At 62.1% G+C, this 25697-nt stretch carries 25 protein-coding genes; 19 read left to right on the top strand and 6 right to left on the bottom strand.

Translation table 11 applies throughout. The annotated features are described in order from the left end of the window. The first annotated feature begins 178 nt into the window (after positions 1-178). The gene (locus tag ACVWWD_RS20555) at positions 179-1708 is read left to right on the top strand and encodes a bifunctional ADP-dependent NAD(P)H-hydrate dehydratase/NAD(P)H-hydrate epimerase (protein ID WP_023773643.1); all 1530 of its coding nucleotides are present in this window, start codon (positions 179-181) and stop codon (positions 1706-1708) included. A gap of 34 nt (positions 1709-1742) precedes the next feature. Here ACVWWD_RS20555 and ACVWWD_RS20560 read toward each other — a convergent pair whose 3' ends face one another. Then, positions 1743-3275 (bottom strand): acyl-CoA carboxylase subunit beta, encoded by a 1533-nt coding sequence (locus tag ACVWWD_RS20560; RefSeq protein ID WP_023773644.1) that lies wholly within the window; start codon positions 3273-3275, stop codon positions 1743-1745. Between the two features lie 404 nt (positions 3276-3679). Between ACVWWD_RS20560 and ACVWWD_RS20565 the strand changes: the two genes are divergently transcribed. Then, entirely contained in the window at positions 3680-5101 is a 1422-nt protein-coding gene (locus ACVWWD_RS20565; RefSeq protein WP_352550630.1) for a DEAD/DEAH box helicase, read from the top strand. Positions 5102-5205: 104 nt separating this feature from the next. Here the strand turns inward: ACVWWD_RS20565 and ACVWWD_RS20570 are convergent, their stop codons facing one another. After that, on the bottom strand, positions 5206-6180 hold the full coding sequence (locus ACVWWD_RS20570) for an alpha/beta hydrolase (protein WP_352550632.1): 975 nt from the start codon (positions 6178-6180) through the stop codon (positions 5206-5208). Positions 6181-6272: 92 nt separating this feature from the next. Next, positions 6273-7094 carry an SDR family oxidoreductase gene (locus ACVWWD_RS20575; protein WP_352550634.1) on the bottom strand — a complete coding sequence of 274 codons (822 nt, stop codon included), beginning with the start codon at positions 7092-7094 and terminating at the stop codon, positions 6273-6275. A 224-nt stretch (positions 7095-7318) separates the two neighbouring features. Here ACVWWD_RS20575 and ACVWWD_RS20580 point away from each other — a divergent pair, with 224 nt between their 5' ends. The 5 genes from ACVWWD_RS20580 (at position 7319) to ACVWWD_RS20600 (ending at position 11224) form a co-directional block, all read left to right on the top strand. Further along, positions 7319-8356 (top strand): cysteine synthase A, encoded by a 1038-nt coding sequence (locus ACVWWD_RS20580; RefSeq protein ID WP_457103296.1) that lies wholly within the window; start codon positions 7319-7321, stop codon positions 8354-8356. Beyond that, the gene (locus ACVWWD_RS20585; protein WP_352550638.1) at positions 8356-9099 is read left to right on the top strand and encodes an alanyl-tRNA editing protein; all 744 of its coding nucleotides are present in this window, start codon (positions 8356-8358) and stop codon (positions 9097-9099) included. Before ACVWWD_RS20580 ends, ACVWWD_RS20585 begins: the two co-directional genes overlap by 1 nt. Before the next feature lie 29 nt (positions 9100-9128). Further along, the gene (gene sseA / locus ACVWWD_RS20590) at positions 9129-10010 is read left to right on the top strand and encodes a 3-mercaptopyruvate sulfurtransferase (protein WP_352550639.1); all 882 of its coding nucleotides are present in this window, start codon (positions 9129-9131) and stop codon (positions 10008-10010) included. A 4-nt stretch (positions 10011-10014) separates the two neighbouring features. Further along, positions 10015-10578, top strand: coding sequence for a GNAT family N-acetyltransferase (locus ACVWWD_RS20595; RefSeq protein ID WP_023773652.1), 564 nt, complete (start codon positions 10015-10017; stop codon positions 10576-10578). A 178-nt stretch (positions 10579-10756) separates the two neighbouring features. Further along, positions 10757-11224 (top strand): DUF1203 domain-containing protein, encoded by a 468-nt coding sequence (locus ACVWWD_RS20600; protein ID WP_352550642.1) that lies wholly within the window; start codon positions 10757-10759, stop codon positions 11222-11224. 212 nt (positions 11225-11436) lie between these two features. On the opposite strand, the gene ald is transcribed toward ACVWWD_RS20600, so the two are convergent. Next, positions 11437-12552 (bottom strand): alanine dehydrogenase, encoded by a 1116-nt coding sequence (gene ald / locus ACVWWD_RS20605; RefSeq protein WP_023773655.1) that lies wholly within the window; start codon positions 12550-12552, stop codon positions 11437-11439. 156 nt (positions 12553-12708) lie between these two features. Between ald and ACVWWD_RS20610 the strand changes: the two genes are divergently transcribed. Next, on the top strand, positions 12709-13182 hold the full coding sequence (locus tag ACVWWD_RS20610; protein WP_015317948.1) for an Lrp/AsnC family transcriptional regulator: 474 nt from the start codon (positions 12709-12711) through the stop codon (positions 13180-13182). Between the two features lie 4 nt (positions 13183-13186). On the opposite strand, the gene ACVWWD_RS20615 is transcribed toward ACVWWD_RS20610, so the two are convergent. Beyond that, on the bottom strand, positions 13187-13846 hold the full coding sequence (locus ACVWWD_RS20615; protein ID WP_352550645.1) for a 5-formyltetrahydrofolate cyclo-ligase: 660 nt from the start codon (positions 13844-13846) through the stop codon (positions 13187-13189). 163 nt (positions 13847-14009) lie between these two features. On the opposite strand from ACVWWD_RS20615, the gene ACVWWD_RS20620 reads away from it, so the two are divergent. Together ACVWWD_RS20620 and ACVWWD_RS20625 are read left to right on the top strand one after the other, a co-directional pair. Next, positions 14010-15275 (top strand): NAD(P)/FAD-dependent oxidoreductase, encoded by a 1266-nt coding sequence (locus ACVWWD_RS20620; RefSeq protein WP_352550647.1) that lies wholly within the window; start codon positions 14010-14012, stop codon positions 15273-15275. 150 nt (positions 15276-15425) lie between these two features. Further along, the gene (locus tag ACVWWD_RS20625) at positions 15426-17405 is read left to right on the top strand and encodes a bifunctional 2',3'-cyclic-nucleotide 2'-phosphodiesterase/3'-nucleotidase (protein ID WP_023783961.1); all 1980 of its coding nucleotides are present in this window, start codon (positions 15426-15428) and stop codon (positions 17403-17405) included. A gap of 133 nt (positions 17406-17538) precedes the next feature. Here the strand turns inward: ACVWWD_RS20625 and ACVWWD_RS20630 are convergent, their stop codons facing one another. After that, a complete protein-coding gene (locus ACVWWD_RS20630; protein WP_023773659.1) occupies positions 17539-18795 on the bottom strand; it encodes an SAM-dependent methyltransferase in 1257 nt (418 codons plus the stop codon). A 219-nt stretch (positions 18796-19014) separates the two neighbouring features. Here ACVWWD_RS20630 and ACVWWD_RS20635 point away from each other — a divergent pair, with 219 nt between their 5' ends. From ACVWWD_RS20635 to pdhA, 9 genes are all read left to right on the top strand, one after another. Then, positions 19015-19266 (top strand): hypothetical protein, encoded by a 252-nt coding sequence (locus tag ACVWWD_RS20635; protein ID WP_032924904.1) that lies wholly within the window; start codon positions 19015-19017, stop codon positions 19264-19266. Positions 19267-19434: 168 nt separating this feature from the next. After that, positions 19435-19725 carry a Dabb family protein gene (locus tag ACVWWD_RS20640; protein ID WP_023773661.1) on the top strand — a complete coding sequence of 97 codons (291 nt, stop codon included), beginning with the start codon at positions 19435-19437 and terminating at the stop codon, positions 19723-19725. Positions 19726-19872: 147 nt separating this feature from the next. After that, the gene (locus ACVWWD_RS20645) at positions 19873-20754 is read left to right on the top strand and encodes a VOC family protein (RefSeq protein ID WP_023773662.1); all 882 of its coding nucleotides are present in this window, start codon (positions 19873-19875) and stop codon (positions 20752-20754) included. Further along, the gene (kdsA, locus tag ACVWWD_RS20650; RefSeq protein WP_031241255.1) at positions 20751-21593 is read left to right on the top strand and encodes a 3-deoxy-8-phosphooctulonate synthase; all 843 of its coding nucleotides are present in this window, start codon (positions 20751-20753) and stop codon (positions 21591-21593) included. Before ACVWWD_RS20645 ends, kdsA begins: the two co-directional genes overlap by 4 nt. Positions 21594-21670: 77 nt before the next feature. Beyond that, positions 21671-21874 (top strand): dodecin family protein, encoded by a 204-nt coding sequence (locus ACVWWD_RS20655; RefSeq protein WP_015317939.1) that lies wholly within the window; start codon positions 21671-21673, stop codon positions 21872-21874. 85 nt (positions 21875-21959) lie between these two features. After that, complete coding sequence (locus tag ACVWWD_RS20660) at positions 21960-22325, top strand: PRC-barrel domain-containing protein (protein WP_015317938.1); 366 nt, start codon at positions 21960-21962, stop codon at positions 22323-22325. Positions 22326-22707: 382 nt separating this feature from the next. Then, positions 22708-23982, top strand: a complete 1275-nt coding sequence (eno, locus tag ACVWWD_RS20665) for a phosphopyruvate hydratase (RefSeq protein WP_457103297.1) — start codon at positions 22708-22710, stop codon at positions 23980-23982. Positions 23983-24132: 150 nt separating this feature from the next. Beyond that, on the top strand, positions 24133-24456 hold the full coding sequence (locus ACVWWD_RS20670) for an FtsB family cell division protein (protein WP_023783964.1): 324 nt from the start codon (positions 24133-24135) through the stop codon (positions 24454-24456). Positions 24457-24647: 191 nt separating this feature from the next. Beyond that, complete coding sequence (pdhA, locus tag ACVWWD_RS20675; protein WP_352550652.1) at positions 24648-25685, top strand: pyruvate dehydrogenase (acetyl-transferring) E1 component subunit alpha; 1038 nt, start codon at positions 24648-24650, stop codon at positions 25683-25685. Positions 25686-25697: the final 12 nt, after the last annotated feature.

Raw genomic sequence — 25697 nt, forward strand, 5'->3', positions numbered from 1 at the left:
GCCTACCCGGCACGACTGTGCATGTCTGCCCAATATTCGGGCAAATTGCTCATCCTGCGGGCAGATCCGTGCTTGCAATCCTCGCGCCGGTCGACGTGGTCATGACAGCGCCAACTCCTCCCCGTTTGCGTCGAGCCGAAAACTGGACAATGCTTGATCGAATGCGGATCGGCAATCCATGAGCCACGAACTTCTTACGTCCGCCGAGATGGGCGAGGCGGATCGGCTGACAATTGCAGCAGGTCCAATCGACGGCATTGGATTGATGCGCCGTGCCGGGCAGGCCGTCGCGACCGAAGTGCTCAGCCGCTATCCCTCCGCGGCGCATGTCCATGTGTTATGCGGCCCGGGCAACAATGGCGGCGACGGTTATGTCGTCGCTCGCATTCTGGCTGGCAGCGGTGTCGCCACCACGGTCTGGACGTCTGGCCCGCCGAGGCCGGATAGCGACGCGGCACTCGCCGCCGCGGAATGCCCCATCAAACCCCGGCCGCTATCGGACTTTGATGCCGGTCCCTGCTCGATCGTGGTCGATGCGCTTTATGGGGCAGGGCTGTCCAAGCCGCTGTCCGGCGAAGCCGCCAGGGCGGTCGATCTGGCCGCCAAGCTGCATTTGCCGGTTGTCGCGGTCGACCTGCCTTCCGGCATTTCAGGTGACAGCGGCAAGGTGCTCGGCACGTCCTTTTCGGCGGACCTCACCGTGACCTTCGCGCGCAAGAAGCCAGGCCATCTGCTCCTGCCCGGCCGGGAGCGATGCGGCGAGGTCGTGCTTGCCGGTATCGGAATCGGCGATGACGTGATTGCAAGGCTCCAGCCCCAGACCTTCGAGAACGGACCGGCACTCTGGTCGCGCGGTTTGCCGGTGCCGGCCGTCGACGCTCATAAATACAAGCGCGGCCATGTCGGCGTCTTTTCCGGCGGGCCGAGCGCCACCGGCGCGGCGCGGCTCTCAGCGCTAGCCGCTGCCCGAAGCGGGGCAGGGGCGGTGACGGTTCTGTCGCCGGGCAACGCCATGCAGGTCAATGCCGCGCACCTAACCTCGATCATGCTGCGCAAGGCCGACGATGCTGCCGACATTGAAGCATTCGTCGGGGAGCGCCGGCTATCGGCTTTTGTTCTCGGACCCGGCTTTGGCATCGGCGAAAAAACCCGGGCGTTCGCACTTGTGCTACTCGCGTCGGGCAAGCCGGCGGCCGCGTCCACCGGAATTGGCGGCCTGGTCTTCGACGCCGACGCGATCACCTCGTTTCGTGAGGCGCCGGATATCTTGTTCGAAGCCGCCCGCGGGCCGGGCGCGCCCGCGCTGGTGATGACACCGCACGAAGGCGAGTTCGCCAGGCTGTTTGCTGACATCGCCGATGACAATGTCTCGTCCAAGCTGGACAAGGCACGCGCGGCGGCCGCGCGCGCCAATGCCGTCATCGTCTACAAGGGCGCCGACACGGTGATCGCCGCTCCCGATGGCAGGGCGGCGATCAATTCCAACGGCGCGGCCTGGCTTGCCACCGCAGGATCGGGCGATGTGTTGTCCGGCATCACGGCCGGCCTGCTTGCCCAAGGCATGCTGGCTTTCGAAGCAGCCTGCGCGGCGGTCTGGATCCATGCCGAGGCCGGCAGTCGGTTCGGACCGGGGTTGATCGCCGAGGATTTGCCGCTGGCGATAGTGCCGGTGCTGCGCGACCTGGTGGCTGCCGGAGGCGGGCGCTGATCAACCACATTTGAGCGATGACCGCGACACCCGTTCACAGCGGGATATTGTCGTGCTTCTTCCAGGGGTTCTGCATATCCTTGTTGCGCAGCATGCGTAGCGCGCGCGCTACGCGGCGGCGGGTCGAATGCGGCATGATCACCTCGTCGACATAGCCGCGCTCGGCGGCCACGAAAGGCGACAGGAAGCGGTCCTCGTAAGCCTTTGTATGGGCCGCGATCTTTTCGGCATCGCCGATGTCTTTGCGGTAGATGATCTCGACCGCGCCTCTCGCCCCCATGACGGCGATCTGCGCCGTCGGCCAGGCATAGTTCATGTCGCCGCGCAGATGTTTTGACGCCATCACATCATAGGCGCCGCCATAGGCTTTGCGGGTGATGACGGTGATCTTCGGCACGGTCGCCTCGGCATAGGCGAAAAGCAGCTTGGCGCCGTGCTTGATCAGCCCGCCATATTCCTGCGCCGTGCCCGGCAAAAAGCCTGGAACATCGACGAAGGTGACGATGGGAATAGAAAAACAGTCGCAGAAGCGCACGAAGCGCGCCGCCTTGCGGCTGGCGTCGGAATCGAGCACGCCGGCCAGCACCATCGGCTGGTTGGCGACAAAGCCGACGGTTCGGCCTTCGACTCGGCCGAAACCGGTGACGATGTTCTTGGCGAAACTCTGCTGGATCTCGAAGAAGTCGCCCTCGTCGGCGACCTTCAGGATCAATTCCTTGATGTCGTAGGGCTTGTTGGCGTTGTCGGGGATCAGCCGGTCGAGCGACATGTCATGGTCGGTGACCGACTGGTAGCATTCGATCTCGGGGATCTCCGACGTGTTGGAAGCTGGTAACAGGTCGATCAGCCGCCGCATCTGCAAGAGCGCCTCGACGTCATTGTCATAGGCGCCGTCGGCGATCGAGGACTTCGTCGTGTGCACCGACGCGCCGCCGAGGCTCTCGGCGGTCACCGTCTCGTTGGTCACGGTCTTCACCACGTCCGGCCCGGTGACGAACATGTAGGAGGTGTCGCGCACCATGAAGATGAAGTCGGTCATGGCGGGCGAATAGACGTCACCGCCGGCGCACGGCCCCATGATCACAGAAATCTGCGGTATAACGCCGGACGCAAGCACGTTGCGCTGAAAAATCTCGGCATAGCCGCCGAGGGCTGCGACGCCCTCCTGGATACGCGCCCCGCCGGCGTCGTAGAGGCCGATGATTGGCGCACGGTTGCGCAGCGCCATCTCCTGCACCTTGATGACCTTCTCGGCATGGGCTTCCGACAGCGAACCGCCGAACACGGTGAAATCCTTGGCGAAGAGGTAAACCGGGCGGCCATTGATCGTGCCCCAGCCGGTGACGACGCCGTCGCCGGCGATCTTTGTCTTCTCCATGCCGAAATCGGTCGAGCGGTGCTCGACATACATGTCGAATTCTTCGAACGAGCCTTCGTCGAGAAACACCTCGATGCGTTCGCGCGCGGTGAGCTTGCCCTTCTTGTGCTGCGCATCGATACGGGCTTGGCCGCCACCCATCCGGGCGATGTCGCGCCGCCGCTCGAGTTCCTTCAGCACGTCCTTCATCGTTCGGTCCCCAAAATCGGAAGCTGCGTTTGTGGTAATGATGCCAGTCAGCGAGTGCAAGCGTCGGCTTTTGGTTGGTTTTTGCTGCACCGCAGCATCGCGCCTCTTGCATTTCGGGGCGAACTCAGCCATATGCAGCCCATAGGCGCTTGGGCCGGGAGATTCCGGCCTTCTCGACAAATGAGACTGGTTGCGTCTGTTTTCCCTCTTTCCGGTATATCGGCCCCTCTTCCGGTACATCACAAAGTGGCGAAAAAGCCCCGTGGCATGATGCCTGCGGGCACGACAGCGCAGCCGAGTGGACGCCCGCGTCCGCCCGCCTTGTCGTTTCATATCAAATTTTCGACGGCAGGTTGCGCCCTGCCGCACGTTTGCGGCCAGAGGCCGCGTGAAAGAAGATTATTTTGACCAACGAAAACACATTGCCCGGCAACGACACCGCGGAACTCTCCGGGTTCGCGGCGCTGGGAATTACTGGTGCGCTGCTCAAGGCCACCCACAATGCCGGCTTCGCCGAACCGAAGCCGATCCAGATGCAGGCGATCCCGCCGCAGCTGGAAGGCCGTGACATTTTCGGCATCGCCCAGACCGGCTCCGGCAAGACCGCTGCCTTCGCGCTGCCGATCCTGTCGAAGATCATCGCACTCGGCACCAAGCGGCGCGCCAAGACGACCCGCGCGCTGATCCTGGCGCCGACCCGCGAACTCGCGGTGCAGATCGAGGACACCATCAAGATCCTCGCCAAGGGCGCGCATGTCTCGACGGCACTCGTGCTGGGCGGTGTCTCGCGCTTCAGCCAGGTGAAGAAGGTTGCTCCCGGCGTCGATATCCTCATCGCCACCCCGGGCCGGTTGACCGACCTGGTGCGCGAGGGCGACCTCATCCTCTCCGACACCAAATGGCTGGTGCTGGATGAGGGCGACCGCATGCTCGACATGGGCTTCATCAACGACGTCAAGCGCATCGCCAAGGCGACCGCGCCCGACCGCCAGACGGCGCTGTTCTCGGCCACCATGCCGGACGAGATCGCCGAACTCGCCAAGGGCCTCCTGAAGAACCCGGTCCGCATCGAGGTCTCGCCGCAAAGCACCGCGGCCGCCGAGATCGTGCAGGGCGTCGTCTTCGCCCGCACCAAGCAGAAGCGCCAGGTGCTGTCGACGATGCTCGCCGACGAAGCGATGAAGTCCGTCATCATCTTTTCGCGCACCAAGCATGGCGCGGACCGGGTGACCAAGGACCTCGAGCGCGACGGCTTCAAGGCCGCCGTCATTCACGGCAACAAATCGCAGAATGCCCGTCAGAAGGCACTGAACGATTTCCGTGATGGATCGGTGCGCATTCTGGTCGCGACCGACATCGCCGCGCGCGGCATCGACGTGCCCGGCATCAGCCATGTCGTGAATTTCGACCTGCCGGACGAAGCCGAAAGCTATGTCCACCGCATCGGCCGCACCGGCCGCAACGGTATGGATGGCATCGCGCTCACGCTTTGCGATCCTTCGGAGAATAGCAAGCTGCGCCAGGTCGAGCGCATCATCCGCACCAAGCTGCCAATCGTTGCCGACCATCTCGGCAGCCCCGATCCGGCACGCAATCCGGCGGAAAAGAACGAGCGCTTCGAACCCGCCAACGATCGCGACCGCAATGGCCGTCGCGATGGCAGGCGGCCGGGCGGCGAGAAGAAGCCGAATAACGGTTTCAGCAAGAAGCGTTTCGGCGACAAGCCGGCCTTTGCCGGTGAGCGCAAGCCGGAAGGTGCAAAACCCTTCAAGGGCAACAACAAGCGCCGCTTCGGCGGCAAGCGTCCGGCGGCACGGGCTGCCTAACGAAACCTCGCGGCAACCGGCCAGTTCTTGGCGGTTGCCTAGTGCCGACTACAAATAAAATGGCGGCTGAGCATTGCTTCAGCCGTCGTTTTTGTCTTCGACCCTTACTTCGCCACTGCTTGGATCCAGACGGCAATCCGTTGCGCCAGGAATGCGGTGGTGGATGGCGACAGCGCGTCGCCGGCAATGACATGGTTGTCTGGATCGCCAGTGCTTTCGATGGGCACCAGCTCATGCGCGGCACCCCAGCGCGCGGCGATCTCACGCGTGCGGTCGGGTCGCACGACCTTGTCTATATCCGAGAAGATGAACAGGGCGGGAATGGTCGCCTTCTCCACCGGCGCGCCATAGGCAAGGTCGGTCAGCGCCTGCATGGGCATCGTCGCGGCGATCGGATATCTGGTGGTCCAGAATTTCTCATGCAGCGCGTTGCGCGGCGCGAACCTACGTTCCTTGCCGGCGACGAGTTCGGCGATCTGCTTGCCCCAGGGCATGGTCAGGATCTCGGCGCCGGATGCTTTCACGCCGAAATTGGGCGAGATGAATGCAATGGCCGCCACACCCTCGGATGCCCCGGGCTGCGTCGCCGCCCAGGCCGCCAGCGAGCCGCCGGTCGATGTCGAGATGACGATCACCTTGTCGCCGATTGCCCGGCCGATGGCGAGCGCCTCCTCATAGTCGTTGATCCAGGCATTGACGCTGCCTTGCGTCATCGCCGCGCCGTCCTGTCCATGGCCGGTGAGGCGGGTGTAGAACAGGTTGGCGTCGAGCTGGTCGGCCACGTCGTCGGGCAAGGGCCGGATCTCGCCCTTCGATGCGGAAAAGCCGTGGATGTAGACGATCGATAGCGGCGTCTTTGCATGCACCATCGGGTTGGCCCAGACGATCTCCTTCTCCAGCCCATCACGGATACCGGGTATGGCTGCCTCCACTTTTGCCACATAGGCTTGCGGGTCGTCGCCAATGGCGGAAGGATCGAAGCGGATCGTGGTATCGACGGGTACGCGTGGACCCAATAGGAAGGTCAGTGCAAGGATGGCGATCAGGCCCAGCACAGCAAGCACGATCCGTCGCCCCATCGCAAACTCCACGCAACAACATTCAGACTATGGTGGTGGCCATGAACAGGCAACGGCGGTTCAGGCGGCCCAGCCACCAATCCTGTGGGCATCTATTCGTTGGGCGGTTTGCGCTCATAATGCAGTGGGCGTGCTTTCCAGCTGGTCGTCAGGCTGATTACCCATCGGCATAGCGGCCTTGGCAGCATGCCGAGAAATTTCAGCGGCCAGCTCGTTCTGTACGGGAAGGTCACTTCGAAGCCGCCGGATTTGATGCCCCGCATCATGCGGCGCGTCGCGCGGCCGACCGGCATCAGGCCAGGCATCGGCAGCATGTTCTTTTCGGTCAATGGCGTGTCGACAAAGCCGGGGTTAATCACCTGGACGCGGATGTTCATCTTGTCGAAATCATATTTCAGCGACTCGGCCAGAATGTTGATCGCCGCCTTCGTGCCGCCATAGGCCGCCGTGGTCGGCCAGCCGAAATAGGCGGTCACCGAGCCGACCAGAACGACATGGCCACGTGCCCGCACCCGCATATGCTCGACGACAGGCACCAGCCCATGGATGATGCCGAAATAGTTGACTTCGAAGGAGCGGCGAAAGTCCTTGACGACGAGGGACTCTCCGGGTGTCGAGATGTAATTACCGGCATTGAAGATGGCAAGCACGATCGGTCCGAGGTCGTTCTCGATCGCGGCGACCGTTCTTGCCATGCGCGGCTCGTCGGTGACGTCGCAGGGAAAGGACACGACCTTGCCCGGCATCTGCGCGGTCTCGACGATGAGCGTGTCGATCGGATCGTCGTCCAGCGCTGTCACCGCCACCGCATAGCCTTGTGACGCCAGATCCCTAGCCAGCGAGCGGCCGATGCCGCTGCTGCCGCCAGTGACCCAGGCTACGCCGTGTTTCGGATCGGCCCGATAGAGTGTCATGCTGCGCCCTGCCGAGTTGTTGATGTCTTGCTCTATCGGTGGAGGAATCGAATGAAAAGAGTGCTTCTCGACGCCGGGTGCAAATGAACTGTCGGGTGTCCAGCCGGTCCCCGCGACATCCATACACCGCAGCGCCGGAAATGCGACTGGACCAGACAAATTCTTGCCTTGAAACCTAAGCGTTGGGTTTCTAGGGTTCGGCGCACGCATACAAGGAATCCCGAATGCCCCGTTCAGTGATCGACGCGATCGGCAACACGCCCCTGATCCGCCTCAACAAGGCTTCCGAAGAAACCGGCTGCGAGATCCTGGGCAAGGCCGAGTTCATGAATCCGGGGCAGTCGGTTAAGGATCGCGCCGGCCTGTTCATCATCCGTGATGCCGAACAACGCGGCCTGTTGCAGCCGGGCGGTGTCATCGTCGAGGGAACCGCCGGCAATACCGGCATCGGGCTGACGCTCGTCGCCAAGGCGCTGGGCTATCGCACCGTCATCGTCATTCCGGATACGCAGAGCCAGGAAAAGAAGGACACGATCAGGTTGCTCGGCGCCGAGCTGATCGAAGTGCCGGCCGTGCCTTACAGGAATCCCAACAACAACTACGTGAGACTGTCGGGACGGCTGGCGGAGCAGATGGCCAGGAGCGAACCGAACGGCGCGATCTGGGCCAACCAGTTCGACAATGTCGCCAACCGCGATGGCCATATCCGCACCACGGCCGAGGAAATCTGGGCCCAGACCGGGGGCAAGGTCGACGGTTTTGTCTCGGCGGTGGGGTCGGGCGGAACGCTGGCCGGTGTCGGGCTCGGATTGAAGGCCAAGAGCAAGAACGTCAAGATCGCGCTCGCCGACCCTCTCGGCGCAGCGCTCTACAGTTTCTACACCAGCGGCGAGCTGAAGTCCGAAGGCAGTTCGATCACCGAAGGTATTGGGCAGGGGCGCATCACCGCAAATCTCGAAGGCTTCACGCCTGACTTCTCCTACCAGATCAGGGATGAGGACGCGCTGCCGATCGTCTTCGACCTGATCCAGGAGGAAGGCCTGTGCGTCGGCGGCTCGACCGGCATCAACATTGCCGGCGCGATGCGCCTCGCTGCGGAATTGGGTCCGGGCCACACCATCGTGACGATCCTTTGCGACTACGGGACGCGCTACCAGTCGAAGCTGTTCAACCCCGAATTCCTGCGCGAAAAGCAACTGCCTGTACCAGGCTGGATGGAATTGCAGAGCAAGATTTCGGTGCCCTTCGAGAAGGTCGCGTGATGGCGCACAAGACCGAAGCGCTGTTTCGCGACGACGCCTATCTCACGACGGCTGACGCCACGGTCGTCGCCATCAATGAGCGCGGCGGCATCATCCTCGACCGGACGATCTTCTACGCCACCTCGGGCGGCCAGCCGGGCGATAGCGGCACGTTGGAGCGTGCCGACGGTAGCGGCATCGACATCGCCGCAACCATATCAGGCGAGAACAAGGATGAGATCATCCACGTGCCGGTGCTCGCGCAGGCGCCACTGGCCGTTGGCGAGCGGGTGAAGCTGGCAATCTCGTGGGAGCGTCGGCATCTGCTGATGCGCATGCACTCGGCTTGCCATCTGCTCACCGTCATCTGTCCGTTCCCGATCACCGGGGCGGCGGTTTCCGAGGACGACAGCCGTGTCGATTTTGACATTCCAGACGCCAGCTTCACCAAGGAAGAGGTAACCGCCGGCATGATGGATCTGGTGCGGGCTGATCATCCCATCTTCACCAGGCTTATCAGCGAAGAGGAATTGGCCGCGAACCCTGGTTTGGTGAAGTCCAAGAACGTCCGGCCGCCTGTTGGCACCGGCAAGATCCGTCTGGTCTGCATCGGTGACAACGCCTCGGTGGACAGCCAGCCCTGCGGCGGCACCCATGTGAGGAGCACCGGCGAAATCGGCGAGATCCACATCGGCAAGATCGAAAAGAAGGGCCGGGAGAACAGGCGCTTCCGCATCCGCTTCGGTCCTATGCCGGCGAACTGAACAGCGTCAAAAGGCGGCAGGAGAAAAGAATGGCCGAGGATAGTCCTTTTACCGTCGATGCGGACTGGCTGCAGGGGCGCTTGGGCCAGCCGGGCCTGACGATCGTAGACGCCTCCTGGTATCTGCCTGCACAAAAGCGCGACGCGCGCGCCGAGTATGATGCGGCTCATATTCCTGGCGCCCGTTTCCTGGACCAGGACGCGGTTTCGGATCCTGACGCTGCCTTGCCCCACACGCTCGCATCGCCGCAGCATTTCGCCCAATATGTCGGCTCAATGGGCGTGTCGGCTGATGACACCATCGTCGTCTATGATGGCCCGGGCTTTTTCTCCGCACCGCGGGCATGGTGGATGTTCCGGATCATGGGTGTCTTCCAGACCTATATTCTGGACGGCGGCTTCGACGGCTGGAAGGCGACCGGCCGGCCGGTAACGGCCGAGCCGACGAAGATCGCGCCAAGCGTCTTTCATGCCGATTTCGACGCCGGCCGCGTCGTCGGTCTGGCCGATATGCGCCGGCTTGTCGATACAAAGGCAGGCCAGATCGCCGATGCCCGCGGGCCGGGCCGCTTCACCGGCAGCGAACCCGAGCCTCGTGCGGGGATCCGCTCCGGTCACATGCCGGGCGCGCGCAATGTACCGTACTCCGCGCTCTCGGAAAACGGCAGGCTGCTGCCGAGGGACCGTTTGCGCAAAGTGATCGAGGACGCCGGTATCGACCTGTCCGGACCCGTGGTCACATCCTGCGGCTCCGGCGTCACCGCCGCGGTGGTCACGCTGGCGCTGGAGACGCTTGGCCATACCGATAACAGGCTTTATGACGGCTCATGGACCGAGTGGGGCGGATTGTCCGATACACCAGTCGTGACCGGCCCAGCAAAGACCGGCCCAGCAACGACCGGCAAGGAATGAATTGATGGAAAACGGCGTGCTGCAGGACATTGAGGTCACTGTGACTTTTCTCGAAATGCATGCCCCGCCGCCCGTCTCGCCACCGGTACCCTACAACCGCCAGGTAGCGCTGCTGAAGACCAGGGACATTCCCTTGCATTTTTATCGCTACCTCATGGACCGGGTGGGACGCAAATGGCAGTGGGTGAACGTTCTGAGGCTGAATGACGATGAGTTGTCGGCCGGAATCCACCGCGAGGATCGCGATATCAGGGTGCTCTATCTCGACGGTGCGCCAGCCGGCTTCTTCGATCTCAAGCCGCATCTGCCCGAGGAAGTCGAACTCGCCTATTTCGGCATGATGGAACATGCCACCGGTCAAGGCATCGGTCGCTGGTTCCTTGGTTCGGCGATTGCCGCCGCATGGTCATATGGGCCGAAAAGGGTGACGGTGCAGACCTGCACGCTCGACCACCCGGCCGCGCTACCGCTCTACCAGAAGCTCGGTTTCCAGCCGGTCGCGCAGAAGAAGGAAGTCGTGCATCCCCTACCTTTCGCCGAGCGCTCGGCCAGCGTCATGCGGCCGTAACTCAGCCGGAATCTGCCGCTGCTTCGGCAATTCATCAAAGGATTGTCGAACTGATTAGCCGATTTCGGTGGCCTTCCTTGAGCTCGAAAGGGTCGATCTGACGACGCTTGGCGGGAATCGGGTGGGAAGCACGGCGGCGAGCGCATAGTTTCCGGTCACCAGTACCGGAGATCTTGCGATGACCATCCAATTCACAGCTCTGCCGACCGAAAATGTCAGGGCCCTGCAGCGCGGCGGCCCCGATGCCTATGGCCGGACGCCCGAGCGGAAAGTCTCTGACGGCGACGGGATGCCCTGCCGTCATTGCCTCAGGAATATCGCCGCCGGCGATGTCTATCTCATCCTCGCCTACCGGCCATTTCCAGACCCTCAGCCCTATGCAGAAACCGGGCCGATCTTCCTGCATGCCCAGGAATGCGAGCGTGCCGCCGGGACAGGGGAGCCGCCGGAGATCCTCGACAGCCCAGAGTATATCGTGCGCGGCTATGGCGGCGATGATCGCATCGTCTACGGCAGCGGTGGCGTCATCCCGACCGCAGCAATTGCCGCACGAGCCGAGACTTTGTTGGAGCGTGAGGACATTGCCTATGTGCATGTCCGCTCGGCCCGCAACAATTGCTATCAGTGCCGCGTCGAGCGCGCATGAGATCTAGGATTGGCGGCAGAAAGTCTCTGTCGTACTGCTGTCGCATATACGCGCTAGAAAGCCAGTGTCGATCGATTGGCCGACCGCGGATGAACCGGCGGCAATCTCGATATCGAGGAAGCGGGGCTTTGGCTCCGCTTTTTTGTTGCCTGTGCCGATTGCTTTAGAACAAACCCGCCGGTTCGAGCCGGCGGGGAAGACTGAAGGAAGCCTTAAGCCGCCAGCACTGCTTTCGGCTCGACCAGTTCGTAGCCGAGCGCTTCGGCGACCGCGCGGTTGGTAATCTTACCCTTGTGGACATTGAGGCCGTTGCGCAGGTGATGGTCATCGACCAGAGCCTTCAGGCCCTTGTCCGCGAGTTGCAGACCATAGTGCAGCGTCGCGTTGTTGAGCGCGTGGGCCGAGGTCACCGGCACCGCACCTGGCATGTTGGCAACGCAGTAGTGGATCACGCCGTCGACCTCGTAGGTGGGCTCGGCATGGGTGGTCGCGTGCGAGGTCTCGAAGCAGCCGCCCTGGTCGATCGCGACATCGACCAGTACCGAGCCTTTCTTCATGCCGGACAGCATTTCGCGGCTGACGAGCTTCGGTGCGGCGGCGCCCGGGATGAGCACGGCGCCGACGACGATGTCGGCGGAGAAGCATTCTTCCTCGAGCGCCTCGACGGTCGAGTAGCGGGTGTGGATCCGGCCGGCGAAGAGGTCGTCAAGCTGGCGCAGGCGCGGGATCGAGCGGTCGATAATGGTGACATCCGCGCCAAGGCCGGCGGCCATGCGGGCCGCGTGCAGACCAACGACGCCGCCGCCAAGCACGGTGACCTTGCCGGGCAGCACGCCGGGCACTCCGCCGAGCAGCACGCCGCGGCCGCCATTGGCCTTCTGCAGCGCCGTGGCGCCGGCTTGGATCGACAAGCGGCCTGCGACTTCCGACATCGGCGCCAGCAGCGGCAGGCCGCCACGATCATCGGTCACGGTTTCGTAGGCGATCGCGGTGACGCCCGAGGCGAGCAGGCCCTTGGTCTGCTCCGGATCAGGAGCCAAATGGAGATAGGTGTACAGGATCTGGCCTTCGCGCAGCTGCGCCCATTCATTGGGCTGCGGTTCCTTGACCTTGACGATCATGTCCGACTTGGCGAACACGTCGGCGGCCGTCTTGGCGATGACGGCGCCAGCGGCGCGATAGGCGTTGTCATCGGCACCGATGCCGGCGCCCGCGCCGGTCTCGACCAGCACTTCGTGGCCATGGGCGACATATTCGCGGACCGAGCCTGGCGTTAGGCCGACACGGTATTCATGGTTCTTGATTTCCTTGGGGCAGCCGATGCGCATTTTCTTCTCCTGATCCGGGCCCTTTTGGGCTCACTCCCTGTAGTGCTGGAGTGAACCATCAATCGGCGTGCAGGTGTTTGCGAATGCGCTTGCGTGAACAGGCTGGTTTCGGTACTCGTTGCAAAATCTTACGCTTTTTCGCAGGAATCACGAAAAATGCCGCTCGACAGGATTGATATCGCCATTCTGGAGACTTTGCAGAAGGACGGGCGGATGCCGAACGCGGCGCTTGCCGAGAAGGTCGGCCTATCGCAGTCGGCCTGCTCTCGCCGGCTCGACAACTTGGAGAAGTCCGGAACCATCCGCGGCTATCACGCCCGGCTGTCCAACGCGGCCCTTGGCCACCAGATGACGGCGATCGTCCACATATCGCTCTCCGGCCAGTTCGAGAAGACGCTGTCGGATTTCGAGGCAGCGATCAAACGCTGCCCCAACGTGCTGTCTTGCCACCTGATGTCGGGCGAGTACGACTATATCCTGCGGATCGCGGCCAAGGATCTCGTCGACTACGAGCGCATCCACAAGGAATGGCTGTCGGCGATGCCGCATGTGACGAAGATCAATTCGTCCTTCGCCCTGCGCGAAATCGTCGACCGCACGGCAATGGGTCTGAAGCCGGAGATGGCGTAGAGCCCTATACCGTGGCCGCCTCCGTCACGATCCGATCCATCGGGATGTCGTGCGGCTGCGGATAGATGGTGGCGATACGCTGCATTTCGTAGCCGACACCGATGACCAGTGGCTTGAACGGCATGGCGGCCAGCGTACGGTCGAAGAAGCCGCCGCCATAGCCCAGGCGATAGCTTGCCGGATCAATGCCGACAATGGGCGAGATGACGATGTCCGGCAGCACCGGATCGCCCTCTGCCGGAATCGGGATGTTCCAGACGCCCTTTTCCAACCGGTCGCCCGGTTTGTAGGCGCGGAAGATCAGCGGTTGCCCTTTCTCGACCACGATGGGCAGTGCGGTGCGGCCGCCACGCTCATTGACGGACGCCATCCAGGGCCGCAGATCCGGCTCGCCGCGAAATGGCCAGTAAAGGCTGACCATGCGGCCCGCGATCTCCCCGACAAGTGCATCCAGCCCGCCGGCGATGCGTTGCGACATTGCCGTTCGGGCATCGGCGGAAACTTCAAGTCGGGCGGAGATCAGCCTTTCGCGCTCGGCTTTGCGCCAACGCCGCACGTCGGTCCAGTCGCTGAGTGGTGCCTGGAACGCAGGGTCGAGCTCGTGCATGAAGCAGGGCGGCGAAGAGTATTGCGCCGGGCCCTGGTTGTCATGATCGTTAGCCATGCCTCACCTCATCTCACGTTCGATGACGCTATACCTCGCGATACGATAGAACATGTGCATTCACGACATGGAACGACGAGTCTCAAGCACTGTCCTGCCATTGTTGCATTGCACAAGATACCTACATCTAGGGCAGGCAATCTTGCCATCAGGGGTGAATCAAATGAGCGATGCCAGACATCATGTCGTCGTCGCTGGCGCCGGGTTCGGCGGTCTCGAATTCACCCGCGCACTGGCCGGCGCACCGGTGCGCATCACCATGATCGACAAGCGCAACCATCATCTGTTCCAGCCGCTGCTCTATCAGGTGGCAACCACGGCGCTGGCAACCTCGGAGGTTGCCTGGCCGATCCGCCATCTCTTGCGCAAGCGCAGGGATGTGACCACGCTGCTCGCCAATGTCACGGGTGTCGACCGGGCCGGCAAACGCGTTCTGCTCGACGACGGCAGCGCCGTCGCCTACGACACGCTGGTGCTCGCCACCGGGGCGCGCCATGCCTATTTCGGCCATGACGAGTGGGAGCCTTTCGCGCCGGGCTTGAAGACTTTGGAGGACGCCACCACCATTCGGCGCCGCATTCTTCTGGCCTTCGAGCAGGCGGAGCGGGAACCCGACGCTGCCAGGCGCGAGGCACTGCTGACCATTGCCATCGTCGGCGGCGGGCCGACCGGGGTCGAACTCGCCGGAACCATTGCCGAACTGGCACAAGACACGCTGCGCGGCGAATTCCGCAACATCGATACGCGCCAGACGCGCGTGGTGCTGATCGAGGCCGGCGACCGCATTCTGGCCAATTTCGCGCCAAAGCTCTCCGACTACGCCGGGAAGGCGCTGGAACGGCTTGGCGTTTCGGTCGAGCTCGGCCGGGCCGTTACGCGCTGCGATGCCGACGGCGTGGTTTTTGGCGACACGGTTCTACCGGCCCGCACGATCCTGTGGGCAGCCGGCGTTGCCGCTTCGCCAGCCGCCGAGTGGCTGGGAGCGAAAGCGGATCGGGCGGGCAGAGTGCTGGTCGAGCCTGATCTCAGCGTGCCCGGCAGCCCGGAGATTTTTGTCATCGGCGACGCCGCCCACGTGCTGCGGCCCGACGGGCGGCCGGTGCCCGGCGTGGCCCCTTCCGCCAAGCAGGAGGGACGGCATGTTGCCGCGACCGTCAAGGCCAGGCTTGCCGGCGACACCAGCCCGCGGCCTTTCCACTACAAGCACGCCGGCGATCTGGCGACGATCGGCAAGCGCGCCGCCGCGATCGATTTCGGCTGGATCAAGCTGACCGGCTGGCTCGCATGGTGGCTGTGGGGCATTGCCCATATCTATTTCCTGATCGGCTTTCGCAACCGGCTGGCGGTTTCGCTGAGCTGGCTTTGGATCTACGTCACAGGCCAGCGCAGCGCCCGGTTGATCACCCAGGGCGACGACGACAAGACCTGACTTTCTTCACCGCGCCTTTCATCCGGCCGTCATCTGTTGCTGATGGATTGGCGTGCCGATGCGCGCGACTTCTTGAGTGGACTTGAGCTGATTTCAGCGCGAAGTTCGCTTCGGGGCAGGGCTCGTCAGGTCGTCGAAGAAGGAGAAAACATGTCGCAACTGCTCCATCCCGTCTCTCGCCGTGGTCTCCTGGCGGGGGCCGCCGCCACAGGGGCGCTGATCGTGCTTCACCCCTTCTCCGCCCGGGCGCAGGCCAACCAGGCGCATCTAAGGATCATGGAAACCACCGATATCCATGTGAACGTGCTGCCTTATGACTACTACGCCGACAAAGCCAATGACACGATGGGCCTGTCGCGCACGGCCTCCCTCATCGACGCGGTGCGCAAGGAAGCCGCCAATTCGATGCTGATCGACAATGGCGATCTTTTGCAGGGCAACCCGATGGGCGACTACATCGCCTATGAGAAGGGCCTGAAGGAGGGCGATCTCCATCCGATCATGAAAGGCATGAACCTGCTCGGCTACGAGTGTTCGACGCTAGGCAATCACGAATTCAACTATGGCCTGTCCTTTCTGGACAAGGTGCTGGCCGGCGCCAATTTCCCGTTCGTCTGCGCTAATCTGATCCGGGGTACCGAGCTTGCCGCCAACCCGCGCGACGACAAGCTCTACCTCAAGCCCTACATAATCCTGGACAAGAAGATCAAGGACGGGTCAGGCGCGGAACAGCCGATCAGGGTCGGCATCATCGGTTTCGTGCCGCCGCAGATCATGGTCTGGGACCTCAAGAACCTCGAAGGCAACGTCAAGACGCGCGACATCGTCGAAGCGGCGAGGGCGTGGGTGCCGCGGATGAAGGAGGAGGGCGCCGACATCGTCATCGCGCTCTCGCATTCCGGCATCGACGTCAAGCAGGGTGACATGATGGAGAATGCCTCGTTCTTTGTCGCAGGCGTCGAAGGCATCGACGCGGTCTTCACCGGACACCAGCATCTGGTCTTCCCCGGCAAGAAAGATTTCCAGGCGCTCGAGGGCGTTGACGCACAGAAGGGGACGCTGCAGGGCAAGCCCGCCGTCATGGGCGGTTTCTGGGGCTCGCATATGGGCCTGATCGACCTGATGCTGGAGCGCGACGGGTCGAAGTGGAAAGTGGTCTCGGCGACATCGGAGGCGCGGCCCATCTTCGAGCGTGTCGACAGCAAGAACAAGCCGACCGTCCCGGACGACAAGCGCATCATCGCCGCTCTCGAGCAAGACCACCAAGCGACCCTCGCCTATGTACGCCGCCCTGTCGGCAAGACGTCCGCGCCGCTCTATTCCTATTTCGCGCTGGTCGCGGACGACCCGTCGGTACAGGTCGTCAGCCAGGCGCAAACCTGGTACCTGAAGGACATATTGAAAAGCACACAGTGGAAGGACGTGCCGTTGTTATCGGCGGCGGCCCCGTTCAAAGCCGGTGGACGCAACGGCGCCGACTACTATACCGACGTGCCGGCGGGCGACATCGCGATCAAGAACGTCGCCGACCTCTACCTCTATCCCAACACGGTGCGCGCCGTGGAAATTACGGGGGCTCAGGTCAAGGAATGGCTGGAAATGTCGGCCGGCATTTTCAACCGAATCGAGGCCGGGAAGGCCGACCAGGTTCTGATCAACACTGATTTTCCATCCTACAATTTCGACGTGATCGACGGCGTCACCTACAGGATAGACCTGTCGCAGCCGCCGAAATACGATTCCAAGGGCGGCATCGCCAATGCCGGTTCCAATCGCATTGTTGAGCTTATGTTCGACGGAAAACCCATTGATCCGGCAGCGAAATTCGTTGTCGCGACCAACAATTACCGGGCCGGCGGCGGTGGCAATTTCCCTGACATCAATGCCTCGAAGATCATCTACGAGGCGCCGGACACCAACCGCGATGTCATCGTTCGATACATCGTCAGCCAGGGCACCATCAACCCGTCGGCCGACGATAACTGGTCGTTCGCGCCGTTGCCGGGAACCAGCGTCGTCTTCGACACCGGCGTCAAGGCAAAGGACTTCATCGCCGATGTGAAGTCGCTTAAGATCGAACCTGCCGGCGAGGGCGAAGCTGGCTTTGCCAGATATCGCATCCTTCTCTGATCAGGCCGTCAAAAACTGGTGCGGTCAGCCTTGGCCGCATGTCAGATCCTTGGAGGGGCCGGCGGCACGAATCGCCCCTTGACTACCGGCATGACAAGATCCAGCGCATCGGTGGAAATGCCGCCCGCACAGGCTACGCCTTGTAGACCACCTGGCGCACATCGATGTAGCTGGCTCGGAAGCCGGCTTCGCAATAGTGCAGGTAGAACTCCCAGAGCTTCTTGAAGCGATCGTCGAAACCGAGCGGTACGATTTTCTCCCACGACCCTCGGAAACGCTGGCGCCATTCGGCAAGCGTACGGGCATAGTCCTCGGGGAAAACGCGTTCGCGCAGATGGGCAAGGCCGTGCGCGGCGCCAAGTGATTTCAAGATGGACGGCGTCGGCAGCATGCCGCCCGGGAAGACGTAGCGCTGGATGAAATCCGGCCTGGCGCGATAGGTGTCGTAGGCGGCTTCGTTGATGGTGATGATCTGCAGTCCAGCCATGCCGTCGGGCTTCAGGCAGTCCTTCATCTTGGAGAAGAACACCGGCCAGTATTTCTCGCCGACCGCCTCGAACATCTCGATCGAGGCGATGCGATCGTAGGTGCCCGTTTCGTCGCGGTAATCCTGCAACTTGATGTCGACCTTCTCGGCAAGGCCGGCCTTGGCGATGCGCGCCTTGGCGAAGTCGTGCTGCTCGCGGCTGATGGTCAATCCGGTGACTCGGCAACCGATTTCGCGTGCGGCGAATTCGGCAAAGCCGCCCCAACCGCAGCCTATCTCCAGCACATGATCCTTCGCGCCTACGCCCGTATCCCTGGCCAGCGCCCGGTATTTGGCGGCCTGGGCGCTCTCGAGATCGTTGACGCCATTGGCGTAAAGCGCCGAGGAATAGGTCATGCTCGGGTCGAGCCATTCCTTGTAGAAGGCGTTGCCGAGATCGTAGTGCGCCGAGATATTACGCTTCGATCCCGTGCGTGTGTTCTCGTTGAACCAGTGACGGATGCGCTGGACTGTGTTGATGAGCCAGCTGGCGCCGCCCGCAACCCTCTCACCGAAGGCGGAGTTGACCACGAACAATTCCAGGAAGCTGGTGACGTCAGGGCTTTCCCAATCGCCGTCCATATAGGATTCGGCAACACCAATTGTGCCGCCGGAAAAGGCGCGGCCCGGCAGGCGCCAGTTCTTGAGCACCAGTTCGGCATCGGGCCCCGGCGCCTTGCCGCCGACGAGAACGGCGCGGCCGTCCGGCATCCAGACTTTCAGCGAACCGCGCGGCAGGTTCATCGCCGCCGACAGCACCATGCGCGCTTTGGCCGGCAGGCCCTTGACGCTCTCGGCGAAATTGAACTCGTCGAGCCTGACCACGTCGCCCGGCGCTATGCCATCCTGTTCCCCGTGTGCCATTCCATGCCCCTGGATCTCCGTGGTGCCGGCGCAATTGCCGAGCCGCGGTTCTCTTGGTTCATTCGCCGGGTTCGAACGCCGTTGCCTAGTCCCGGGTTGCCTGCGGATCCGGCGACAGGCGGGCTCGAACGAAGCGCGCGACCATTAGCCCGAGCTTCAGCGCTTTCCGATGAATGCCTGCGCCAATCTTCCACTCGATGAGGCGGAACTTCAAGAGGCATGCCAAGAGCTGGACTGCGCCACGCGGGTGGCTGGCATACGCCGCCTTGCGTCAGGCTGCTGCCCGAAATCGAAAACGTCTATGGCAGCCGCAGCGCTAGTGCGATAGCTTTGGCCATGCGTTATGTGATTGTCATTGCCGCCATCGCGTTCTTTCTGATCTGGGACGGTCTCTACAATCAGGGCCGGTATCTTGACGTCACGGTCAGGGAACTCTCCCATGTCGTGCGCTACGTCACCGGAAAAGCCTGATATCCTTCTTGAGATAGCAGCCTGGCGCCTCATTTGGGGTGCTCACCGCGGTGAGACGAGGGCCAGCCCGATCGAGGCGCGTCGCAAGGACGCGTGGCGCCATGACCGGTTGACGCAAAGAGACCGCCGTCACAAAAGACCTCGACATTTCAGATCGAGGAGGCGGGATTGATCCGGCATATCGTTTTCTTCAGCGCGCGGCGCAAGGAAGATGTGGAAGCAGTTCGCACCGGACTGCTGGCGCTTGGTGACATTCCTCATTCCAGCCTCTTCGAGGTCACGTTGAACACCAAGGTCGACCCGCTGTCGGATGAAGTCGATGTCGTCGTCTACGCGGAATTCGCCGATGACGCGGCGCTGGCAGCCTACAAGGCGCACCCGCTCTATGCGCAGACCACCAGCAAGGTCAAACCATTGCGCGAGCTGCGCTATTCCGCTGATGTCGTGGCCCGAAGCTGATCCGTGCGGGGGATAGCCTCACGTCAAGTCCAGTTGCGGCGGAAGCGAATGTCCAAGACTCTTCCAGTTGGTTGTTGCGGGGCCGCCGCCGGCGGCATTGCGATCAAGTCTTGAACCGATCTTCCGAATGATGCACATCGCGCTTCCATGACCTCGTCAGACATTCATCCGCTCGATCATCTGGTTCTGCCGACGCAGAGCCTTGATGCGGCGCGTGCCCGGCTTAACGCCCTTGGCTTCGTCGTCGCTCCGACCGGAATCCATCCGTTTGGCACGGAAAACTGCTGCGTTTTCCTCGCCGACGGCTCCTATCTGGAGCCGCTTGCGATTGGCCGTAAACAGGCTGCGACAGAGGCGGCTGCCGAGGGCAATGTCTTCGTTGCGCGAGATCGCCTCTATCGGGAAAGTCGTGGCAACGAGGGATTTTCCGCGGTGGTCCTCGGCACGGACAATGCGGATGGCGACCATCAACGCTATGTCGAAGCGGGTCTGTCGGCGGGAGACAAGCTGAGCTTCTCCCGAGCCTTCACCGATTCGGCGGGCAAAAGCCATACGGCGTCGTTCAAGCTCGCCTTTGCCGCGGCTCCTGGCCAAACGGACGCATTTCTTTTTGCCTGTCAGCGCATCAACGCGCCGAGAGTAGACCGAGGAGCCTTGCAGGCTCACCCCAATGGGGTCGACGGAATTGTCGAGGTGATTGCAATCAGCAGCGCTTCCGCCGAGCAGCATCGGCTGATTTCAGTGGCGGTCAATGATCAGGCCGCCGATGCGCACGACGGCGTTTTTCATCTGCCGAACGCGGGCTTGACCGTGCTGGACGCCGCTGCTTTCACGGCGCGCTTCGGAATAACGGCCGGTACGCCATCAGAATTGCACTTCGCCGCCGTGGTTTTTTCGATCCCCGACATTGGCGCCACCGCACGCCTGCTTGCGGCCAATGCCATCCAGCACGATATGTCGGGCAATGACATCATCGTGCGGCCGGCATCCGGGCAGGGCGCGGCTTTCATCTTTCGGGAGATCCCATGAGCAACCCCCTGGCGCCCAATTCGTCGGTAACCGTCGGCAACGTCGTCTTCGACAATACCGGACCGCTGGCGCTGATCGCCGGCCCTTGCCAGTTCGAATCGCGCCAGCACGCCTTCGATATGGCCGGCACGCTGAAGGAGCTGACCGGCAGGCTCGGCATCGGCCTCGTCTACAAGACGAGTTACGACAAGGCCAATCGCACCTCGCTGTCAGCAACGCGGGGTGCCGGCATGGACGCCGCGCTTCCCGTCTTCGACGAGTTGCGCAAGGAATTCTCGCTTCCCGTGCTGACCGATGTCCACACCGAGGAACAGTGCGCGATCGTGGCGCCGCATGTCGACGTGCTGCAGATTCCGGCCTTCCTGTCGCGCCAGACCGATATGCTCGTCGCCGCCGCGAGGACGGGCAAGGTCATCAATGTGAAGAAGGGGCAGTTCCTCGCACCCTGGGACATGAAAAACGTGGTCGCCAAGATCACCGGCTCCGGCAATGCCAATGTGCTGACCACCGAGCGCGGCGCTTCTTTCGGGTACAACACGCTGGTGTCGGATATGCGCGCTCTGCCCGTCATGGCCGAGATCGGCGCCCCGGTGATCTTCGACGCCACCCATTCGGTGCAGCAGCCGGGCGGGCAGGGCGGATCGTCTGGCGGGGAGCGCCGCTTTGTCGAGACGCTGGCCCGCGCGGCCGTTGCCGTGGGCGTTGCCGGCGTGTTCATCGAGACCCACCAGGACCCGGACAATTCGACTTCCTCCGATGGTCCCAACATGCTGCCGCTGAAGGATATGCCGGCACTGCTGGAAAGGCTCATGGCCTTCGACAGGATAGCAAAGGGCTGAAAAGCCAATGTCTTGTAGCGAATAAGCCCCGGTTGTAGGCTTGTCCGGCAAATGAGCGCTTTGGCAGGAGGAAGCCAATGTCCGTCGCCCGTGTCACCGAAATCACCTCGTCGTCCAGGAAAAGCTTTCAAGACGCCATCGAGAAGGGGATTGCGCGCGCCGCGAAGACCCTGAAGAACGTCGAAGGCGCCTGGATCCAGGACCAGAAGATCGTCGTCGAGGATGGCAAGATCGCAGCCTATCGCGTCAATATGAAGGTGACTTTCATCCTCGCGGAGTGATTGGGCAGCCCGCCAAAAAAGTCGGGAACTTTCGCCCGCGCCCCTCATTGTCAAAGTGCGGATTAACGACAACGAGGAGCAAACAATGACGACGCAAACAGGCCACACCGAAGCCATTGCCGCTTCACGAGTCATCGGCACGACCGTCTACAACACCCAAGGCGACAGCATCGGCAGCATCGAGGACGTGATGCTCGACAAGACGTCGAACGGCATCATGTTCGCGGTGATCGGATTTGGCGGCTTTCTCGGCATTGGCGAGAAGTACCACGCCATCCCCTGGGCAAGCCTCGACTATGATGAGGCAAGAGGCGGATATGTCATACCATTCTCCAAGGAACAGCTGAAGGCAGCGCCTGCCCATTCGATCAACGAACTGGCCGGCGCGGATGGCGAGAGCGCGCGCGACGAGTCATACGAATATTACAAGGTCGCGCCCTACTGGCATTGACGCCATAATTGGAAAAAGGGGGCCGTTCTACGGCCCCCTTTTGATTCAAACGTAACGCTACTCGCTAGCGTGCAAAGCCGGCAAAGAGGCAGTAGCCTTTGGCGGCGACTGCTGGTTGTCGCATGACGTCAGAAACGCCGCGGCGATCAGAAACAGACTGACAATACCGCTCAACTCAGACATGGCGAACCCCTCCTGTTTCGCCCCGCGCGATAACAATCTTAACCTGGAATGCGCGTCGGGTGGCATGACTTATGATGACAGGAAATTGCGCTTCGTGAATCGGGCGGGCGGCACTATTCGATCAGGCCCCGATTGCCTTTTGCGTCGCTTTGGCTAAGACGGGCGCGACGTTTTCTCCAGATCAATCGAGGACATCGCAATGACCGCCATCATCGACATTGTCGGGCGTGAAATCCTGGACAGCCGTGGAAACCCGACCGTCGAGGTCGATGTTGTTCTCGAAGACGGTTCGATGGGCCGCGCCGCTGTGCCGTCGGGTGCCTCCACCGGAGCACACGAAGCCGTCGAGCTTCGTGACGGCGGCGCCCGCTACCTTGGCAAGGGCGTGCTCAGGGCCGTCGAGGCGGTCAATGGCGAATTGTTCGAGGCGATCGGCGGCATGGAAGCCGAAAACCAGATCCATATCGATCAGACCATGATCGAACTTGATGGCACGCCCAACAAGAGCCGGCTCGGCGCCAACGCCATTTTGGGCGTTTCGCTGGCGGTCGCGAAGGCCGCTGCCGAGGCCGCCGGGCTGCCGCTCTACCGCTATGTCGGCGGCACCAAGGCGCATGTCCTGCCCGTGCCGATGATGAACATCATCAATGGCGGCGCGCATGCCGACAACCCGATCGACTTCCAGGAATTCATGATCCTTCCGGTCGGCGCGCCGACGCTGCGCGAAGGCGTGCGCTGGGGCTCGGAAATCTTCCACACGCTGCGCAAGAAGCTGAAGGATGCCGGCCACAACACCAATGTCGGCGACGAGGGCGGCTTCGCGCCGAATCTGAAGAGCGCGCCGGTGGCGCTCGACTTCATCATGGAATCGATCGAGAAGGCCGGATTCAAACCGGGTGAAGAGATCGCGCTCGGCCTCGATTGCGCCGCGACCGAGTTCTTCAAGGACGGCAACTATGTCTATGAGGGCGAGAAGAAAACGCGCGATCCCAAGGCGCAGGCCAAGTATCTCGCCAAGCTCGCCGCCGACTATCCGATCATCTCGATCGAGGATGGCCTTGCCGAGGACGATTGGGAAGGCTGGAAGTACCTGACCGACCTGATCGGCAAGAAGACGCAGCTTGTCGGCGACGATCTCTTCGTCACCAACACGGCGCGCCTGCGCGACGGCATCCGCTTGGGCGTCGCCAATTCGATCCTGGTCAAGGTCAACCAGATCGGCTCGCTGACCGAGACGCTCGACGCCGTCGAGACCGCGCACAAGGCTGCCTACACCGCCGTCATGTCGCACCGTTCGGGCGAGACCGAGGATTCGACCATCGCCGATCTTGCCGTCGCCACCAATTGCGGACAGATCAAGACCGGATCGCTGTCGCGCTCGGACCGTATGGCCAAATACAACCAGCTGATCCGGATCGAGGAAGAACTCGGCAAGCAGGCGCATTATGCCGGCAAGTCCGTGATCAAGGACTGATCCCGCCGCACATTGTTGATACGGAGAGGGCGGGACATCCCGCCCTTTTTCATTTCAGGCCGGCACGGCGGTCTCCCGTAACCGTCCGTTAAGCACAATCAGGCGAAAAAGACTTCGAGCCGTTCGAGTTCGCGGCACGGGGAATCGGTCATGTGGACGCGTCAGCACAAGCAGAGAAACACCGGCCGGCTGATCGTTCCCTCGCTGTGCGTGCTGTTCCTGGCTTATTTCGGCTTCCATGCCTATCACGGTGAATTCGGCATCAATTCGAAATACAAGCTTGAGGCCGAGACGGTCGCGTTGCAGGGACAGCTCGATGCGATCAAGGCACGCAGGACGGACCTTGAGCGGCGCGTCAAGCTCATGCATGACGGCACGCTGGAGAAGGACATGCTCGATGAGCAGGCGCGCAAGGCACTCAATCTGTCGCAGGCCGACGAGATCACCATCATGCTGCCCGCTCTGGCGAAGTAACCAGTTTCAGGTTAATCAACAATATTTTCAATGATTTTAATTGCTTAGGTGCATGCCAGCTATGCAATTTCGACATGGCGGAACGCCTTTCTACGTGTTAGCCTCCCATAAATCGAAGGGGAGGGCGATCTCCCCGGAGCAGTTTGATCTTGCTCCAGTGTCCGCAAAGAGACGCCAACAGGGAGTGATGCATGGCCACCGCAGCCAGAAAAGCGCCTGCCAAATCGAAATTCGACGGCAAATCCGGTCTATCAGCACCCAAGCCCGTTGACTTCACCAAGGACGAAGAGCTTGCCGCCTACCGGCACATGCTGCTCATCCGTCGCTTCGAGGAGAAGGCCGGCCAGCTCTACGGCATGGGCTTCATTGGCGGTTTCTGTCACCTCTATATCGGCCAGGAAGCGGTCGTCACCGGCATGAAGATGGCGCTGATCGACGGCGATCAGATGATCACGGCCTATCGCGATCACGGCCACATGCTGGCGATGGAGCTGTCGCCGCGTGGCGTGATGGCCGAGCTGACCGGACGCCGCGGCGGCTTGTCCAGGGGCAAGGGCGGCTCCATGCACATGTTCTCCAAGGAGAAGCATTTCTATGGCGGTCACGGCATTGTCGGTGCACAGGTGTCGCTTGGAACAGGTCTGGCTTTTGCCAACCGCTACCGCGACAACAACAATGTCTCGCTGACCTATTTCGGCGACGGCGCCGCCAACCAGGGCCAGGTCTACGAAAGCTTCAACATGGCCTCGCTGTGGAAGCTGCCGGTGATCTACATCATCGAGAACAACCGCTACGCCATGGGCACCTCGGTGTCGCGCTCTTCGGCGGAAACCAATTTTTCGCATCGTGGCGCGTCGTTCAAGATTCCGGGTATCCAGGTCGACGGCATGGATGTGCGTGCGGTCAAGGCGGCTGGCGATCTGGCTACCGAGTGGTGCCGTGCCGGCAACGGGCCGATCATTCTGGAAATGCAGACGTATCGCTATCGCGGCCACTCGATGTCCGACCCGGCGAAATACCGCTCCAAGGAAGAAGTCCAGAAGATGCGCTCCGATCATGATCCGATCGAGCAGGTCAAGGCGCGGCTCATCGAGAAGAAGTGGGCGACCGAGGACGAACTCAAGGCCGTCGACAAGGAGGTTCGCGACATCGTCGCCGACGCCGCCGAATTTGCCCAGCACGACGCGGAGCCGGATCCGTCCGAGCTCTGGACCGATATCGTATTGTAAGGGAGGGCCAGG

Source organism: Mesorhizobium sp. URHB0026, assembly GCF_054059755.1.

Bases quoted from the DNA above. Each gene is read 5' to 3' on its own strand.
- ACVWWD_RS20660 (WP_015317938.1), top strand. From the start codon at position 21,960: ATGACGACGCAAACAGGCCACACCGAAGCCATTGCCGCTTCACGAGTC.
- ACVWWD_RS20670 (WP_023783964.1), top strand. From the start codon at position 24,133: ATGTGGACGCGTCAGCACAAGCAGAGAAACACCGGCCGGCTGATCGTT.
- ACVWWD_RS20610 (WP_015317948.1), top strand. From the start codon at position 12,709: ATGCCGCTCGACAGGATTGATATCGCCATTCTGGAGACTTTGCAGAAG.
- ACVWWD_RS20595 (WP_023773652.1), top strand. From the start codon at position 10,015: ATGGAAAACGGCGTGCTGCAGGACATTGAGGTCACTGTGACTTTTCTC.
- eno (WP_457103297.1), top strand. From the start codon at position 22,708: ATGACCGCCATCATCGACATTGTCGGGCGTGAAATCCTGGACAGCCGT.
- ACVWWD_RS20560 (WP_023773644.1), bottom strand. From the start codon at position 3,275: ATGAAGGACGTGCTGAAGGAACTCGAGCGGCGGCGCGACATCGCCCGG.
- ACVWWD_RS20570 (WP_352550632.1), bottom strand. From the start codon at position 6,180: ATGGGGCGACGGATCGTGCTTGCTGTGCTGGGCCTGATCGCCATCCTT.
- ACVWWD_RS20625 (WP_023783961.1), top strand. From the start codon at position 15,426: ATGTCGCAACTGCTCCATCCCGTCTCTCGCCGTGGTCTCCTGGCGGGG.
- ACVWWD_RS20600 (WP_352550642.1), top strand. From the start codon at position 10,757: ATGACCATCCAATTCACAGCTCTGCCGACCGAAAATGTCAGGGCCCTG.
- ACVWWD_RS20575 (WP_352550634.1), bottom strand. From the start codon at position 7,094: ATGACACTCTATCGGGCCGATCCGAAACACGGCGTAGCCTGGGTCACT.
- sseA (WP_352550639.1), top strand. From the start codon at position 9,129: ATGGCCGAGGATAGTCCTTTTACCGTCGATGCGGACTGGCTGCAGGGG.
- ACVWWD_RS20555 (WP_023773643.1), top strand. From the start codon at position 179: ATGAGCCACGAACTTCTTACGTCCGCCGAGATGGGCGAGGCGGATCGG.
- ACVWWD_RS20645 (WP_023773662.1), top strand. From the start codon at position 19,873: ATGACCTCGTCAGACATTCATCCGCTCGATCATCTGGTTCTGCCGACG.
- ACVWWD_RS20580 (WP_457103296.1), top strand. From the start codon at position 7,319: ATGCCCCGTTCAGTGATCGACGCGATCGGCAACACGCCCCTGATCCGC.
- ACVWWD_RS20585 (WP_352550638.1), top strand. From the start codon at position 8,356: ATGGCGCACAAGACCGAAGCGCTGTTTCGCGACGACGCCTATCTCACG.
- ACVWWD_RS20635 (WP_032924904.1), top strand. From the start codon at position 19,015: ATGCCAAGAGCTGGACTGCGCCACGCGGGTGGCTGGCATACGCCGCCT.
- ald (WP_023773655.1), bottom strand. From the start codon at position 12,552: ATGCGCATCGGCTGCCCCAAGGAAATCAAGAACCATGAATACCGTGTC.
- pdhA (WP_352550652.1), top strand. From the start codon at position 24,648: ATGGCCACCGCAGCCAGAAAAGCGCCTGCCAAATCGAAATTCGACGGC.
- kdsA (WP_031241255.1), top strand. From the start codon at position 20,751: ATGAGCAACCCCCTGGCGCCCAATTCGTCGGTAACCGTCGGCAACGTC.
- ACVWWD_RS20655 (WP_015317939.1), top strand. From the start codon at position 21,671: ATGTCCGTCGCCCGTGTCACCGAAATCACCTCGTCGTCCAGGAAAAGC.
- ACVWWD_RS20630 (WP_023773659.1), bottom strand. From the start codon at position 18,795: ATGGCACACGGGGAACAGGATGGCATAGCGCCGGGCGACGTGGTCAGG.
- ACVWWD_RS20620 (WP_352550647.1), top strand. From the start codon at position 14,010: ATGAGCGATGCCAGACATCATGTCGTCGTCGCTGGCGCCGGGTTCGGC.
- ACVWWD_RS20615 (WP_352550645.1), bottom strand. From the start codon at position 13,846: ATGGCTAACGATCATGACAACCAGGGCCCGGCGCAATACTCTTCGCCG.